Origin of the sequence: Shewanella sp. TB7-MNA-CIBAN-0143 (assembly GCF_040310065.1) — a bacterium.
Lineage (GTDB): Bacteria > Pseudomonadota > Gammaproteobacteria > Enterobacterales > Shewanellaceae > Shewanella.
On the sequence record NZ_JBEOPL010000039.1, the window covers coordinates 1 to 16,062 of the forward strand.

10 protein-coding genes, 1 tRNA gene and 2 pseudogenes are annotated in these 16,062 nt (G+C 40.6%); 9 read left to right on the plus strand and 4 right to left on the minus strand.

Going from position 1 to position 16,062, the window contains the following annotated elements; all coding sequences use genetic code 11:
• The first annotated feature begins 366 nt into the window (after window positions 1-366).
• From rlmKL to rmf, 5 genes are all read left to right on the plus strand, one after another.
• On the plus strand, window positions 367-2,505 hold the full coding sequence (rlmKL, locus tag AAEY97_RS20770; protein ID WP_351001192.1) for a bifunctional 23S rRNA (guanine(2069)-N(7))-methyltransferase RlmK/23S rRNA (guanine(2445)-N(2))-methyltransferase RlmL: 2,139 nt from the start codon (window positions 367-369) through the stop codon (window positions 2,503-2,505).
• Window positions 2,492-2,728 (plus strand): glutaredoxin family protein, encoded by a 237-nt coding sequence (locus AAEY97_RS20775; RefSeq protein ID WP_059744475.1) that lies wholly within the window; start codon window positions 2,492-2,494, stop codon window positions 2,726-2,728. Before rlmKL ends, AAEY97_RS20775 begins: the two co-directional genes overlap by 14 nt.
• Window position 2,729: 1 nt before the next feature.
• Window positions 2,730-4,646 (plus strand): ABC transporter ATP-binding protein, encoded by a 1,917-nt coding sequence (locus AAEY97_RS20780; protein ID WP_101086605.1) that lies wholly within the window; start codon window positions 2,730-2,732, stop codon window positions 4,644-4,646.
• A gap of 25 nt (window positions 4,647-4,671) precedes the next feature.
• Window positions 4,672-6,561, plus strand: coding sequence for a DUF3466 family protein (locus AAEY97_RS20785; protein WP_351001195.1), 1,890 nt, complete (start codon window positions 4,672-4,674; stop codon window positions 6,559-6,561).
• Between the two features lie 251 nt (window positions 6,562-6,812).
• Window positions 6,813-6,989, plus strand: a complete 177-nt coding sequence (gene rmf / locus AAEY97_RS20790; protein ID WP_011638106.1) for a ribosome modulation factor — start codon at window positions 6,813-6,815, stop codon at window positions 6,987-6,989.
• A 95-nt stretch (window positions 6,990-7,084) separates the two neighbouring features.
• On the opposite strand, the gene fabA is transcribed toward rmf, so the two are convergent.
• Window positions 7,085-7,600 (minus strand): bifunctional 3-hydroxydecanoyl-ACP dehydratase/trans-2-decenoyl-ACP isomerase, encoded by a 516-nt coding sequence (fabA, locus tag AAEY97_RS20795; RefSeq protein WP_011638105.1) that lies wholly within the window; start codon window positions 7,598-7,600, stop codon window positions 7,085-7,087.
• A gap of 75 nt (window positions 7,601-7,675) precedes the next feature.
• Window positions 7,676-9,415: an AAA family ATPase gene (locus tag AAEY97_RS20800; protein WP_351001206.1), complete on the minus strand. Its 1,740-nt coding sequence runs from the start codon at window positions 9,413-9,415 to the stop codon at window positions 7,676-7,678.
• A gap of 274 nt (window positions 9,416-9,689) precedes the next feature.
• Here AAEY97_RS20800 and AAEY97_RS20805 point away from each other — a divergent pair.
• Together AAEY97_RS20805 and AAEY97_RS20810 are read left to right on the plus strand one after the other, a co-directional pair.
• Window positions 9,690-9,779, plus strand: a tRNA-Ser gene (locus AAEY97_RS20805).
• 87 nt (window positions 9,780-9,866) lie between these two features.
• Entirely contained in the window at window positions 9,867-11,198 is a 1,332-nt protein-coding gene (locus AAEY97_RS20810; protein ID WP_351001199.1) for a tyrosine-type recombinase/integrase, read from the plus strand.
• A 239-nt stretch (window positions 11,199-11,437) separates the two neighbouring features.
• Here AAEY97_RS20810 and AAEY97_RS20815 read toward each other — a convergent pair.
• Window positions 11,438-12,475, minus strand: a pseudogene (locus AAEY97_RS20815) (IS630 family transposase).
• Between the two features lie 260 nt (window positions 12,476-12,735).
• Here AAEY97_RS20815 and AAEY97_RS20820 point away from each other — a divergent pair.
• Both AAEY97_RS20820 and AAEY97_RS20825 read left to right on the plus strand, forming a co-directional pair.
• Window positions 12,736-13,077, plus strand: coding sequence for a hypothetical protein (locus AAEY97_RS20820; protein WP_124731081.1), 342 nt, complete (start codon window positions 12,736-12,738; stop codon window positions 13,075-13,077).
• Between the two features lie 494 nt (window positions 13,078-13,571).
• A complete protein-coding gene (locus AAEY97_RS20825; RefSeq protein ID WP_351001203.1) occupies window positions 13,572-14,903 on the plus strand; it encodes a hypothetical protein in 1,332 nt (443 codons plus the stop codon).
• Window positions 14,904-15,126: 223 nt separating this feature from the next.
• Here the strand turns inward: AAEY97_RS20825 and tnpC are convergent.
• Window positions 15,127-15,972 (minus strand): annotated as a pseudogene (tnpC, locus tag AAEY97_RS20830) (IS66 family transposase); the annotation flags it as partial.
• Window positions 15,973-16,062 lie beyond the last annotated feature (90 nt).

The following is a 16,062-nucleotide window of genomic DNA, read 5'->3' on the forward strand; positions in this document are numbered from 1 at the left end:
GCGGGAGTAGGACTTGAACCTACGACCTTCGGGTTATGAGCCCGACGAGCTACCAACTGCTCCATCCCGCGTCCGATTGACGCTGCTTTAATTCATCTTATTAAACTGGCTAGTTAGCGTGTTTAACGGTCTGCTTCAAAGCGGGGCGAACTATAGCGATCCCCGTTTATATTTGCAAGTAAAATCTAGGCGATAGCTATTTGTTTGCTGGTAAAATAAGCGAGTCACTGCTTTATCGTACGATATTGCCAAATTAACCCAAAAATAAGGGATTTTAACCGTCCATTTCGATAAGTCGTTGGGGTTATGTGTTTGAGCAGGTATAATGCTGCACTGAATTTTGCGTAACCGATGACTGACTAATACATGTTTAATTTTTTTGCTGCAGCCCCAAAGGGTTTCGAATATAGCCTTGCTTCTGAACTTAAAGAGTTCGGAGCAACCGACGTTAAAGAAAGTGTTGCTGGAGTATATTTTTCTGCTTCATTAGAGCTGGCTTATCGCATTACATTATGGACTCGTTTAGCGAGCCGTATCGTATTAGTCATCTATAAAGGAGCTTGTGATTCTGCAGAGCAACTTTATAACGCAGCATACTGCATTGATTGGCCATCGCATTTTTCCCATAAAAAAACCTTCAGTATTGATTTTCACGGCACGGGTGGTTTCATTAATAACACTCAATTTGGTGCGCTGAAAATTAAAGATGCTGTAGTTGACCGTTTTCGTGATGATGGTACTCTTCGTCCCGATGTAGAACGTGTTAATCCAGATTTTAAAATTGATGCCCATTATCGTAATGGTCAACTGACTATTTCAATGAATTTCTCAGGCGCTTCTTTACACCAACGCGGATACCGTTCAACTACGGGTGAAGCACCATTAAAAGAAAACCTCGCTGCCAATATGTTGGTTCGCAGTGGTTGGCAAGCTAATCCTATTACTGTGCTTGACCCATTTTGTGGCAGTGGCACGGTATTAATAGAAGCGGCATTAATGGCTGCTGATATTGCACCAGGACTAAAACGTGAGAAATTTGGTTTCGAAAATTGGCAAAGTCACAATAAAGCAATGTGGCAGGTTATTTTTGACGAAGCTCAAGCGCGTGCAACATTGGGCAAAACTCGTTGTAAGCTTAAGTTTTACGGTTCAGACATCGAACCTCACCTGATTTCTATCGCTAAGCGCAATGCTGAGAATGCTGGTGTAGCTGAATTAATTGAATTTAGCGTGTCAGATGCACTCGATGTAACACCTCCTGTAAGCGAAGGTTTTTTGATTTCTAACCCGCCTTACGGTGAGCGTTTGGGTAATGTTACTGAGCTTTTACAACTTTATTACCAACTCGGTGATAAGTTTAAAAAAGAGTTTGGTGGCTGGAAAATAGCTATGTTGTGCAGTGATGTTGAACTTATATCATCGCTTAAACTAAAAGCTGACAAGCAGATGAAAATGTTCAACGGCGCATTAGAATGTGCTTTTAACATTTATACCTTACACGCCAACAGTACCCGCCGCGACGTGCCTGAATTGCCTGAAGGTGTTGATATTATCGACATTGCGCCAGCATTTGCGAATCGTATTAAAAAGAATGTTAAACAGTTTGAAAAATGGGCTAAAAAAGAGCGCATAGACAGTTATCGTTTATATGATGCTGATTTACCTGAATACAACGTCGCCATTGATAGATACGTGGATTATGTTGTTATTCAAGAATATTCAGCTCCAGCAACTATTCCTGAAGCGGTGACTAAACGCCGTATTAGTGATGTGCTATTAGCCTTGCCTGGGGCGTTAGGGATTCATCCTGATCGTATCACCTTGAAAACTCGTGAACGTCAGAAGGGTGCTAACCAATATCAAAAAATTGACGAACGTAAAGTTGAAGTTATCACTGAAGAATATGGTGCTAAATTTAAACTTAACTTAACCGGTTATCTCGATACGGGTTTGTTCCTTGATCATCGAGTTACACGTAAACTGGTTGGCGATAAATCAAAAGGCAAAAATGTCCTTAATTTATTCGCTTACACTGGGTCTGCATCAGTACATGCTGCGATCGGTGGAGCTAAATCAGTTACCACCATCGACATGTCTAATACCTACATTAATTGGGCCAAAGAAAACTTTGCCTTAAATGGTTTGTCTGGCGCTAAATACGATTTTATTCAGGCAGACTGTTTGCAGTGGATAAAAGATAATAGCCATCAGAAATATGAACTCATTTTTATCGACCCACCGACGTTTTCAAATTCAAAACGTATGGAAGACAGTTGGGATGTGCAACGCGATCATGCAGAGATGTTAGGTGGCTTGATTAAGCTGCTTTCTCCAAATGGCGAGCTTATTTTCTCAAACAACAAACGTAAATTTAAGATGGATATCGAGGCGTTGAACCAAGCAGGTATCGACGTGACTAATATCGACCATTTATGTTTACCGCTGGATTATAAACGTAATCCACATATCCATAATGTTTGGCTACTGACTCATGCTAAAAAATAGTTCAGTCGCTTATGTGCTATTTCACACCGAGGGTTGTCATCTGTGTGAAATAGCTCAAAAATTGGTTGATCAAACCGCAATACATTATCAGCACATCGATATTTGTGATAACGCATCACTTGCAGAGCGTTATGGCATGAGCATTCCTGTATTTGTACAGGGCGAACGTGAGTTATTCTGGCCTTTCGATGCCGCACAATTACAAGAATTTTTAGGAGTTTAGATTGAGTCTGGTACGCATTAATAATGGCTCGTTAGCCTACGGTTACATTCCTTTGCTGCTAAATGCAGATTTTACCATTGAACCTGGTGAGCGCGTGTGTATTGTTGGGCGTAATGGCGCCGGAAAATCAAGTTTAATGAAAGTATTATCAGGTGATGTATTACTTGATGATGGTGAGTTTAATATTGCAAATGACGTTAACGTCAGTCGTTTACAGCAAGACCCTCCTAAAGCAGAAACCGGATCGGTTTACTCTTATATAGCAGCGGGTTTGAAAGAAATTGGTGAAGCGTTAGAACAGTATCATCAATTATCACACGATGTTGCAGATGCTAATCCTGAGCAGATGGACCGTATGCTGAATCAAATGCAACGTCTTCAGGAAGTGTTAGATCACAATGACGGCTGGCAATTAGATTCACGCATTATCCAAAACTGTCAGTTGTTAGGCCTAGATCCGGATAAGCCATTAAATGAATTGTCTGGTGGTTGGCAGCGTAAAGTGGCGTTAGCTCGTGCCCTTGTTGTTAATCCTGATTTATTACTGCTTGACGAACCTACCAACCATTTAGATATCGATACCATTGAATGGTTAGAGCAATTTTTATTAAGCTTTAAAGGCGCTATCGTATTTGTAAGCCATGACCGCGGTTTTATTCAAAGAATGGCAACGCGTATCGTCGATTTAGATCGTGGTGTCGTGGTCTCATTTCCAGGTAACTATCAAGTTTATTTAGATGGTAAGCAAGAATGGTTACGAGTTGAAGCTGAGAAAAACGCTCATTTTGATAAAAAACTTGCCGACGAAGAAACCTGGATCCGTCAAGGTGTTAAAGCGCGACGTACTCGAAATGAAGGTCGTGTTCGAGCGTTAAAAGCACTACGTACCGAACGTAGTGAACGCTTAAACCGTCAAGGTAACGCCAAAATGTCGGTATCTGATAACGAACGCTCTGGTAAGTTAGTATTTGATATTAAAAATGTTAACTATAATTTGCCTGATAAAAATTTAGTTAAAGATTTCAGTACTACTGTCATACGTGGTGACCGTATCGCGTTAATTGGCCCAAATGGTTGCGGTAAATCAACGCTAATCAAACTGTTAATTGAAAAGCTGCAGCCTCAATCTGGCGAAATTAAAGTCGGTACTAAGCTAGACGTTGCCTATTTTGACCAGTATCGTGAAGCGCTTGACCCAGAAAAAACAGTAGAAGAAAACGTTGGTGAGGGTAAAAGTACCGTCACAATTAATGGCCAAGATCGCCATATTCTTAGTTATCTACAAGATTTCTTATTCTCGCCAATGCGTGCTCGTACTCCGGTAAAAGCACTTTCTGGTGGCGAGAAGAACCGTTTGTTATTGGCGAGATTATTATTGCGCCCTGCCAATTTAATTATTCTCGATGAACCAACAAACGATCTTGATATTGAGACGTTAGAATTGTTAGAGTCACTGCTTGCTGATTTTGCTGGTACATTACTTATCGTGAGCCACGATAGAGCATTTATCGACAATACCGTTACCAGCAGTTGGTGGTTTGCGGGCAATGGACAATGGGCTGAGTATGTTGGTGGTTACCAAGATGCTGTTGCTCAAGGTGCAAAGTTTTATTCTGAGGAACCTGTTGCAACTAATGTTGTCCAACCTACCGCAGTGGTTGAAACAAAGCCTGTCAGTATCCCTGAGAAAGCAGTCAAAAAACTGTCTTACAAATTGCAAAAAGAATTAGATACGCTCCCGAGCCAAATGGAACAGCTCGAGCAAGATATTGCCCAATTGCAGCAAACCATAGCGGGTGCTGATTTTTATAATCAACCGCAGGATTTGGTCAATAAAACACTGCAGTTGTTGGCAGAAAAAGAACAGAATTTAGAAGTTTGCTTCGAGCGATGGGAAGAGCTTGAGTCACTGAAGTAAAGCATAATAAAACAGGAATAGTTACATGAAGTTAAAGTTTGATAAAGCCTTATCCCTTGTTGCGATAGGTGTATTAAGTGTGATTGGAACAGTTCAAGCTGCGCCAGTATATGAAATTGTTAATATTGAAGATTTCGACCTAAATGGCACTATTGACGGTACACGTAATGGCTATGCCATGGCGGTGAACAGTCAAGATGAAGTTGTCGGTATTTCAAAAGGTAAAAAGAAACTTAGTACCGAAGACATTGAAGGCGGCATCATTGATGTTGAAGATGGTATTTCTGATGCAGAAGAGATTACCTATTCAGTATTAACACCAATAGAGGCAAATAACTTCACTGTCACTACCAGTGCAAATGCCGCTGAAGGCGCTTGGAAGCCTTCATTTTATAGCCTAGCTGGTACGACTAATCCTGCTGACGTAGACAGTGATGGTGAACTGGTTGTTAATTCAATTGATACCTTCTTCTATGGTCTTAACAGTAATGGCACCAAAGTGGGTGCTTATACTGGTGAGCAAAAGACCTTGGCTTATGAAGGTACAAGCACAACACAAGAGCTTTGGTATTATCGTGATTTTGAACTTCGTGCCATTGCAGTAAAAGATGATGTTGAATTTTCATTACTACCTCCTTACACAACCTATGTTCGTGAACAAGATGCTGACACTAGTGCAGCTACCGTTGAGTTAGGTGGTTCGTCTGTTGCAGCCGATGTAAATGAAAATAATCTTGTTGTTGGTTATGGTAGTACCGCATTGGCTTCATCAAGTGTTGACCGTGTAGATACCTGTATTACAAGTGCAGAAGACACCGATGCAGATAATCCTACGCCGCTCGCTATTTGTGTTCAAGATTCTCAGTATCCAGACACTAACAGCCGTCGTTATATTATTTATCAAACACGCGCTTTAGTATGGGATTTAAATAACATAGACGATGCCGGTGTACCTGAGCGTACTGAATTACCGTTAGGCTTAACCCCTGCAACGGACTCAACGCTAATTTACACCGCCCAAGCATTAGGTGTTAACAGCGATGATGATGTGGCTGGCCGCTCACATGTTTATCGTAATGGCGACACCGATAAATTATATTTTGATGCTGCTTACTGGAAAAAGAATACCAATGGTGAATATCAATATAATTGGGTAGATATGGAGAATGAAGTCACAAGCTCTATCGCGTATGATATTAATGATAATGGTATTTTAGTCGGCAGTTATCGTAAATATATTGGTGGTTATTTACGTGATAAATTCTTCACATTAGACACTAACAATCCAGAACAAGGGATTGTTACGCCGAATGACTTCCAAACCACATTGTCAGATTTAAGTAGCAAACCTAAAGATATCAACAATAAAGGACAAGTTGTCGGTTATGTTGAATCAACTTACGACAAAGAAAAGCCTCGTCCAAAAGTGGGTTTCTTATTTGAAAATAGTACTAGCGAATTTTCTAATTTAAACGATCTCCTTACCTGTGGTTCTAAAGGCTATGTACAGAATACTGATGGAGAGTGGGCTCGTCATCAAGTGAGTATTCAAGATGGTACTGGTGAAATATTAACTTATAACACCGATATTCAAGTTGTAGAAGCCAATAGCATCAATGAAGACGGCACTATTGTAGGGACTGCGTTTATTCGTAAGCCACAATATCAAACCGATGCAACTACTGGTAATGTGCTTGTCGGTGAAAATAATCTACCGCTATTTGAATTAGATGGGAACGGTGCTCCAGTAACAGCATATTTGCCGCGAATGGTTATTTTGAAACCAACCTCTGGTGAAGCATGTACGACTTCAGACACAGTTGAAGAAGTGGCTTATGTACGTCAAGGTGCAGCCAGTTTTGCTTGGTTATTCACTCTGCCATTATTATGGTTGCGTCGCAGAGTAAAAAAATAGGCTTAACTGTCATCATAGACTCAGTGTAATCATCGTCATCTAGCCCCTCAAACAGGGGGTAGTCTAGAACCATAAAAAAATCGAGGAAATATTCCTCGATTTTTTTTAACCTAATTCTCAATACCTTAATAAAAGATCATTAAAATGATGGTTTTTTTGGTTGATTTTGGTTAAAAAACGATCTATTTCTATATGCAAGGCTTCAGCTTTATCATGTCAAAAAGAAGCCTGTTACTGAAGAGGACTCATACATGAAAAGACAGAAAAGAGATCGTTTAGACAGAGCATTTTCAAAAGGATTTCAAGCCGGAGTAGGAGGGCGTTCTAAGGAGGTTTGTCCCCATTCGAATCTGGATTCACGGTCTCAATGGTTAGGCGGATGGCGTGAAGGTATTGACGGTCGTCTTAATGGCCTATTTAACAAGTAGTACTTAATAAGTAACACTTAATAAAATGCCCTCACGATGTATATCGGAGGGCATTAAGCTACATTTTCAACGTATTCCAAGTAAAGTGGCGTTAACTAGAACGTCGATGTATCGCTGAAAATACCTACTTTTAAATCAGTTGCTGAGTAGATTTGACGACCATCAACTTCCATCGTGGCATCAGCTATACCCATAACCAATTTTCGGTGAATTTTGCGTTTAATATTAAGCTTGTAAGTCACTTTCTTTGCATCAGGTAATACTTGGCCGGTAAATTTCACTTCACCCACGCCTAATGCTCGACCTTTACCTTCAGCGCCTTCCCAGCCTAGGAAGAAACCAACAAGTTGCCACATGGCATCCAAACCTAAACAACCAGGCATTACTGGGTCACTGATAAAGTGGCAATCAAAAAACCATAGATCGGGTGTGATATCGAGTTCGGCAATTATTTCACCTTTACCAAATGCACCACCATCTTCATTTATGGTAATGATACGGTCAATCATCAACATATTGTCGACAGGTAAGCGCGGTCTATTTGGGCCTAAAAGATTGCCATGACCACATGCGACAAGTTGCTCTTTAGTGAAACTATTAGCTTTTTCCATTTAAATCGATACCACTTAATTGACTGATAATACTAACAAGATAGCGAACACGTGTAAGCTAAACAACTCCGATCACTAAATAATGTGCAATCTAGCTAACAATTTAGCAAAAAAGTTCAGTTCCACGTCATCATCATCTTGTCCGGCTAATTTATCTAAACGTTGTTGTACTAATCCGTAAAGCGTGTCTGGTGCAAAGTCGTTATCTTCATTCGCGACTCCAGCAGGCATTTGCATCAGCAGTTCAACTGCTTGATCCATATGCTCAATTGCATGGATATGAAATAATCCTTTATCAATGGCTTCAATCACAGCAGGTTCAAGATTTAGCTGTAATACATTGGCCTTAGGCATAATAACACCTTGTTCGCCCGTTAAACCGCGGCGTTGACATAAATTAAAGAAACCTTCAATTTTCTCATTCACACCACCAATCGCTTGTACATTGCCAAACTGATCTAATGCGCCTGTAACCGCTAAACTTTGGATAATGGGTTGTTCAGCTATCGCAGACATTAAACAGCAATACTCGGCGAGTGAAGCGCTATCACCATCAATTTCTTGGTAAGACTGTTCAAATACAATATTTGCATTCAAATGAAGAGGCGCGTCACGACCAAAAATACGGTACAAGCAAGCAGATAGGATTATCATGCCTTTTGCATGAATATTGCCACCCAACTCTGATTTTCGTTCAATATCTGCCACTTCGCCATCACCATAATGCACTGATGAGGTAATACGGGCAGGCTCACCATAGGTATAATCGCCTGTATCAATAACCGTAAGGGCATTAATCTGACCTACCATAGCGCCTTTAGTTGGCAGGTTTATAAAATTATCATCAAAACTTTGAGCCGAATATATTTCAGAGCTATTGTGACGGAATTTTAATTTTTCCAGTGCTTTAGCTATAGCTGCAGCATTCAATGTAGCTTGACCTGAATATACTTTTGCTTGACCTAATAGTTGCCTAAACTCCAACATACTTAAACTTAAGCGTTGTTGATGTTCAACCAAACGTGAGCTATACCAAAATAACGGTAACAAACTTGATGGTTCTAATTCAACAGATTCTGCTTGGGCAAGCACGTTCAACCATTGCACATAAGACGATTCAGGATGCTGTGTTAGATCAACTTCATTACTCATTTCAGCCAGCAATGGAAAATGGCGATTAAAATTTCGGTCTTCAACTCTAAGCTGGCTATACGATAAACCAGAGCCCACAAGTACAATCTTACAATTCAGTGGAATAGGCGTTAACTCATTATTAATACGATAAAAGCCATCGTGGATAATTTGCATCAACAAATCCCACAAACTCTCGCGCTGCCATAATGATGCTAAGCAAATAAACACGAAATGATTTTTGGCTAGTGCACCAGGTTTATAAACACTGGATTTGTCCGTTTTAAGCATTCTACCGAGCAAATCAGCACGGCGAATAGTCCCTTGTAAATAGCAGGACAATGATTCTTGCTTAGCGATAATGCCGACATGTTCAGGAGGGAGTGTTTGTTGCCACTTAAACTGAATATCTGCATCTTCTTGCTGTTTTTTAGTCGCAACAAGGTAATGATTTGAAGGCGTGTTAGCTTGAGTTACCAACGCATCAATAAATAGTGATCTATCTACCCCTAAAAAATCAGCAAGAAATAAATGTTGCGAATTTGTTTTGCTCATTAATTTGAATGTTTCAACCACTCGTTCTTGACCAAGCAGTATATGACTTGGAAAAGAAACTGAAGTCGATGCATCAGGTAAATGATATTGAGGAGCGAGTTTGGCACTAGGCAGTAGCGTTGAATTCATATAGTGGTAATTTAGCTGCGACAACGAAAAATAATGAGATGATATTAGCATAAAGCACCACAAAAGCCTTAGCTGATTCAACTCTTCTAGCTTACCTGGTGTTGTTGAAGTGATTCAAGTCCATAAAAGAGTCGCCAACGAGTTTTGTGTTGATTAAAAAAGTCTCGATGATGACAAAAATATGAGCATGCTGATTAAATGCTATGCACTCAGGTGTTTTTTTTAACTTTATGGTTTACAAGCAAACGAGTTACTTATATTATTCAGCCCGTTCGGAGGGATGGCAGAGTGGTCGAATGCACCGGTCTTGAAAACCGGCAACGGTTTATCCCGTTCTAGGGTTCAAATCCCTATCCCTCCGCCACATTAAATACGAGAAAAGCCGTTGATTATCAACGGCTTTTTTTGTTTTTGGCGTTTGAGGGGCTCTCCATAAGGATTGACTCAGACAATGTATCTTTATCGAGCACCCAACAACGTATACTTCACGCGTATCTGTTTAGCCAAATATTTACGCGACAAGGGCTTTCCCTTTGACGTAAAAGTCTCCTTACTGACTCGTGACAGAGCAGAAGCGGTCATCCGTAACATTGATGTTGCCGGAGCACTCAAAAAAATCATCAAGTCTATTGACCATCAAACCCGTATAAATGACTTTATTCGCTACGTTGATGAGGTCATTAACCATCTCAGAACTCAGTTTGATGCAGCTGATTCTGATATTACGTTCAACATCACGCAAAAACCTCATGCTATCCCCATTAGAGAGACTAAATTGTCTCAGCATCGTGAAACCACAACTGTTGCGCAAGCAAAGCCTGTTATTGGGTTAAACGAAGCATTAAGCGCATTTATTATTTCAAAACAAAAATCAGCCATTCGGCCGCTGTCTATCAAGCAGCTTGAGCAGCGTACTCGGCATTTTATTGATACTGTATCATCAAAATCCATTCTTAAAACCAAGCTTCAAGCTGAATATAAATGTGTGCATGACATCTCCAGTGCTGATGCGATGACCTATCGCGATGAGTTACTGACTCAAGGCCGAAGCTACAAAAGCAATAAAGAGTACTTAGCTGCCATATTTCAGTTCTTTAAGTGGTGCCAGTTAATGAACTATTGCAACCACAACCCCTTTGAAAGCGTTACTGTCGGACAAAAACCAAAAGCTAAACCGAATCAAGCTAGAGACCGCTGGACGCATCCTGAACTTAAACGACTACTTCGCAGCTCATCATTCAAGGCTTCAACAACCGATTTCAAATGGGTCACCCGTTTGATGCTTTATGGCGGCTTAAGGCCCTCAGAAGCCAGCCAGCTCAAACCTGGAGATATCAAACTAATCGATGGCGTACACTGTATTAGCATTGATGACAGCGGTGCAGCACAGCGATTAAAGAACCTCAATGCCAAACGTTATGTGCCCATTCACAAATACTTGCTTGAGCTAGGCTTTATTGCGTTTGTTGAACAAAGAAAATTAACACATACCCAGCTGTTTGATTATAAACCTGTCGGCATCATTGAAGATTGGTCAAAAACTTACTGTAAACAGCTCGCAAAGCTTCAAACCGAAATCGGCATGCAAGCTAACCAGCGTCCCACGTCATATGGCTTCAGACATACGTTTATCGATGAAATGAAGCAACTGGATATCAGCGAGCATATCGTGGCGCAAATCGTTGGCCACGCCAACCCCAATATCACTTTCAGTCGTTACGGCAAAGATATAAACGTTACTGCATTACTTAAGGATATTGAGAAAATTGAATATGATATTTGATGATCGGGTGTGGTTAATAAATAAACTTTAAACCTAAATTAACAATCTGTCTCAATTGGCAGTAACAGCGCCAAATGAGGCACTAACACTGCCAAAACTGTCATTATTTCGCTACAGCAGAGAGCGAAATATAATGGTATAGAAAATGGCTCGCAGTCAGTGAGTGCGAAAAGGACTTGTAAATCAAACAAGCGTTTCAAACATTGCTTTTTTAATAAATAGTCTTATACCAATTACGATTAAAGACTTCCCAACTTAGCCCAATCCCTATAGCACAACGTTTTTACCCTATTTTGACACTCAATGAATGTATTCCATGCACGACAGCATTGCTCAACAATATCGTTAAAGTCTTTAAAGCAGCGGTTAGCGAGGCAATGCTGGCGTAGCCATTGCCACACCTGCTCTATTGGGTTCAACTCAGGAGAATAGGGAGGCAATTTCAGGATCCAGAGATTATCAAAATCAGCTGCGACGTTTTCAGTATGCCAACCTGCACCATCAAGGATCACTAGCGCATAACGATCATTGGCAGTTGCTTCTGATATTTGCTTTAAATGCTGCCTCATCGCATCTTGATTAATAAAGGGCGTAACCAAGGCTTCTGTTGCACCCGTCGCAGGGCAAACTGCGCCAAAAAGATAAGCGTATTCAAATTGTTGTTGTCTCACCGCTCTTGGCCTAGAACCTTTTGGTGCCCATAATCTCGTCGTGGTATTTTGTTGACCGAATCGCGCTTCATCTTGAAACCAAATATCAACGCGATCAAAAGGGATATAGACAGGCAATATATCGATCGCTTTATTCTGCAGTTTTTTTAAAGGTTTTTTGTGCCTCAGCAGATTGCTTGGGGTGCTTAGAGCGGCTGGTTATCCAACTAAAACCCAGTTTATGCAATAGCCAATAAACATGTGAATGGCTATACGATACATCGTATTGTGAGGCGATAAATTGCTGAATATCCTCAGCTATCAGGCGGCCACCGTTGGTGGCGTGGGTCGCATCCTTAACAAACTGGCACACTTGCTCTTTCTGCTTGGGGTCAATCGACTCTTTTTGCCTATACGAGGCTTGTCCTCTAGGCCTGCTAAACCTTGGTTCAAGAAGCTTGATACCCAATCGTTCACACTGCGACGGCTGACATTTAACCGTCTGGCGACTTCTGAGCGATTATTAATTTGCAGGAACGTAGCAACGGCTAATAAGCGGATCTTCTTGTTAGCATTTTTCTCTTGTTTAGAGAGAGCGAGTATTTCTTTGTAGGATAAAGTTGTCATGTTTAAAAAGTATTAAATGTTGTAGCTCAATTAGATCACACTTCAATGCTAATTGGTATTAAATGCTCTGCAACCCAGCACGCATCAGCTACAGGGTAGTGCGAAATAAACCTTTTCGCTCTCACTGAGAGCGAAATTAGTTTGTATAAAAGAGTGAGCCAGTAGTTTTAACTGGAGCGTTATGTGAGATGGTTGCTGCATTTAAAAGGAGCCGCCGTGCTAAGATGCTTCTAAACAATACGTAAGATTCGGGGGGCTATATGCGTTATGTAAGTAAGAGATATAAAGCGAAATTTTCTGCGTTTCACAAAATAGCGCGCTCTAATGATATGTCCATCGAATTATGGCTGGAATTAAAAAGAAGATGCTCAGAATTAAAAGAGTCCAGGCGTTTACGAGACAAGGAAGGTAAAATTATTATTTGGGAGCAGTTAAGTATCGATGACAAGATGGTGACTTTTCCAATGCAAACACTCAAAGGAACGCCTTTGGATGTCATAAGCGTCTGCTTTAATGCAGAATCATTTATTAGTCTTCAGCAATCATATGGCGAATGCCCTCAAGAAATCGCTATTAAGGTCATCGCCTCACTTGAAAATTAGTTCCAATGCAGTTCTGCTAAATCTAACAAACTTTTGCCCCAAAACGTGTTGGTAGGAACAACTAGGCGCTCCAGATCCAGTCAACATAGTCTTACTTTTTCTAATCGTTTTTGACAGTTTTACTTGCCGCCAAAAAGACTGGTTACTTACTGGCTTGTCGTCGAAGGAGGTATAACTGATTTACTCAAAATTGAGATAATTTTGGCGTCAAAGTATACGAAAAATTGGCTTTCTACGCATCGATAACTTTGTAATGCTTAATAAAACCTATACATATCAAACGACTAATGGGTATTGGAAAGTGCAGTATAGACCTTGTAAACAAAGACGCATTCTTTCTCCGGCAGTATTATGAGCATTACTTACCTATTAATGGAAAATATTCGATTTACAACAATAACTTAGCGATGATATCTTTGGTATATGAATTGAGCAGCCTAGAACGTTATTGTGCTGCTATTGAATAAGCTGTTATATTTTTTGGAGAGTACTCAATGTCTTCCGTGTTACTAGATAATGCAACTATTTCAAGTGTACAACGGGCATTAGGTAAAGCACCAATCAAAGAACCTGCGTTACTTGATGTTGAGCATGTTGCACTTGAACGCTTTAGTGAAGCTTTTTTGTTAAGTGATAAGATAATAATCCCCGATACCTATAAAAAATCTTTAACCCCAGCTAGAAAAAAAATGCTATCAGACCCTGTATTCGATTTTGTAACTGTTGACCAGCAGGAGGATGAGAATTTATTAACCATATCAAATGCTCTATCAGAAGCATGGACTACAGCATTCAAAGAAGGCTCTGATAGAAGTCTCTTTTCTCAATACTTTGAACAAGCAGATGCATTTAGTAAATTCATTTGGGAGCATTCCAGTTCAGAATTCTATTTGGTCTTTCGGACTATGGGGATAGAAAAAGAAAACCCACTAATAGAAGCATTTTTAGATAGCCCAGCTGATTATGGTCTTGGTGAAAAATTTAAAATTCAGGGGAGAGATGGATTACCCGTAGATTGGGAAAAATTGTCACCGCATGTCAAAAGAATGCTTTCAGTTATGGCGTGGCTCGGAACTCAATATATCTGGCATCAAGTTTATGCTGCAAAGTTAAATGTAAACTATATGTCGCATCCACTTCGAGACTTCTTTTCATATGATTTTCTCGATCGCCTGAATCATGGAGCAAATACTTCTGGAGATTTTGCTAAATCATTTAATGTAGGGATGAGAGGTTTTCAAAAGAAGATGCTCCAAACATATAGTGATTTAGATTTAGTTCCTCATTCTGATGAAATTCAACTGCCTAACTTCATACCTATGTTGGTAAAAGAATGTGGAAACGGACAAGAGTACCTCGAGGCACTATCACATTACCGCAAAGATTTGGATGTGATAGAAATAAGAGAGAGATTATCTGATATTGAGAAAGATATGGAGCAAGGGCAATATCAAAAACATTCAAAAATGGTTCAAGAGATTAAAAATGTTGGAGATAACCTTTTAAAAGCCAAAGGTGTAGACCCTAGGTTTATAAAGTTAGCACCGCCTACAAAGATGCTTGGTATTTCTGTGTCAGGAGATGACGCTAAAGTAGAACTTCCGATTCCTTCATCTTTATACAAACAATATTTCGTTGGAAAGCGTTATCGCTCATTTGTAAAAAAAGTTATGAATGAGCTATCAATGCCTTCACAATATGGTGCTTTAAAAGATCGTTTAAATGGATATGCTTGGCTTCAAAAAGATGAAATGCCGAAATTTTACCTAAAGCAGGATCAAATGCCGTCGTTGTTTCATAAGCCTTTTACGAAATCGTCACTATAAAAATATAATCGGGTAGCCGGAGGTATCTAACCTCTAGCCCCCACACCCTGCATGCGGCTCCGCACAGGGCGGTTCATTTAGAACGCCTAAACCTGAACTTTCTGGTTAGGATAATGAACTGCGATCTCTACCTGGACTACAGTGGGCAAGTAGTCAGCTTAAAGTTAACAGCATCCAAACATAAGCTCAGAGTTATGGAGAGACACCGTATGCGTCCGGCGAACTACGTCTTGTCTAGCCTAACCTGCCAGGGTAAGAGACTGTTGAGGTCACAATCAGGGTAGGATAATTGTTCTAAGCAGTGTTCGATGTAATCAAACGGGATAAGTCCATTCGCTTTAGCCGTTTCTATGATGCTGTACAAAATTGCACTCGCCTCAGCGCCGCGATGGTTGTGATTGAATAGCCAGTTTTTACGCCCTATCACAAACGGTTTTACTGCCCGCTCTGCGCGGTTGTTGTCGATATTGAGGCGACTGTCTTGCGTGTAACAACTCAGCTTTGACCATTGATTGAGGCTGTAATGGATGGCTTTGCCTAGCGGACTTTCCTTTGATACTTGCTGCACTGATTTATCCAACCATTGCTTAAATAACGCCAATTGGGCACATGAATGGGTGCGCCTAAAATACAATCGCTCTTCCAGGCTCAGTGCTTGTATTTGGGTTTCAATACGGTACAGCTTGGCTATCATGCTCAGCGCCATATCCGCTTTACTGACTTTGCCTGCTTTGGGTTTGCCTTGTGCCACTAACGCTTCTTTAAATTTACGCCGTGCATGTGCCCAACAACCGACCAGTTTATTGTTTGCCTGCTGATAAGCCGCGTAACCATCGACTTGTAAATAACCATTAAATACCGTTTGCTCGGTGGCCAGAAAACGGCTCACGCAGGTGCCCGCGCGGCTACCGTCTTGATAGTCGTACAGTACTATATTGCGCAAACCTTGATATCGAGGCTCAGTGCTTGGTTTATCCGCGCCAGCGCAATACACCCACATATAGGATTTTACTCGCTCATCGTTAATCACTTTGAGCGTGGTCTCATCGGCGTGGATGACATCTTGTGTTAATAGATGTTGGCCCCCTGTGTCAGGATAGTTGTCGCCTCAATTAATTTACAAATAAACAGGGCGCGGTAAGTTAAAGCAAGTGAATTA

Bases quoted from the DNA above. Each gene is read 5' to 3' on its own strand.
- AAEY97_RS20785 (WP_351001195.1), top strand. From the start codon at position 4,672: ATGAAGTTAAAGTTTGATAAAGCCTTATCCCTTGTTGCGATAGGTGTA.
- rmf (WP_011638106.1), top strand. From the start codon at position 6,813: ATGAAAAGACAGAAAAGAGATCGTTTAGACAGAGCATTTTCAAAAGGA.
- AAEY97_RS20820 (WP_124731081.1), top strand. From the start codon at position 12,736: ATGCGTTATGTAAGTAAGAGATATAAAGCGAAATTTTCTGCGTTTCAC.
- rlmKL (WP_351001192.1), top strand. From the start codon at position 367: ATGTTTAATTTTTTTGCTGCAGCCCCAAAGGGTTTCGAATATAGCCTT.
- AAEY97_RS20810 (WP_351001199.1), top strand. From the start codon at position 9,867: ATGTATCTTTATCGAGCACCCAACAACGTATACTTCACGCGTATCTGT.
- AAEY97_RS20775 (WP_059744475.1), top strand. From the start codon at position 2,492: ATGCTAAAAAATAGTTCAGTCGCTTATGTGCTATTTCACACCGAGGGT.
- AAEY97_RS20800 (WP_351001206.1), bottom strand. From the start codon at position 9,415: ATGAATTCAACGCTACTGCCTAGTGCCAAACTCGCTCCTCAATATCAT.
- AAEY97_RS20825 (WP_351001203.1), top strand. From the start codon at position 13,572: ATGTCTTCCGTGTTACTAGATAATGCAACTATTTCAAGTGTACAACGG.
- fabA (WP_011638105.1), bottom strand. From the start codon at position 7,600: ATGGAAAAAGCTAATAGTTTCACTAAAGAGCAACTTGTCGCATGTGGT.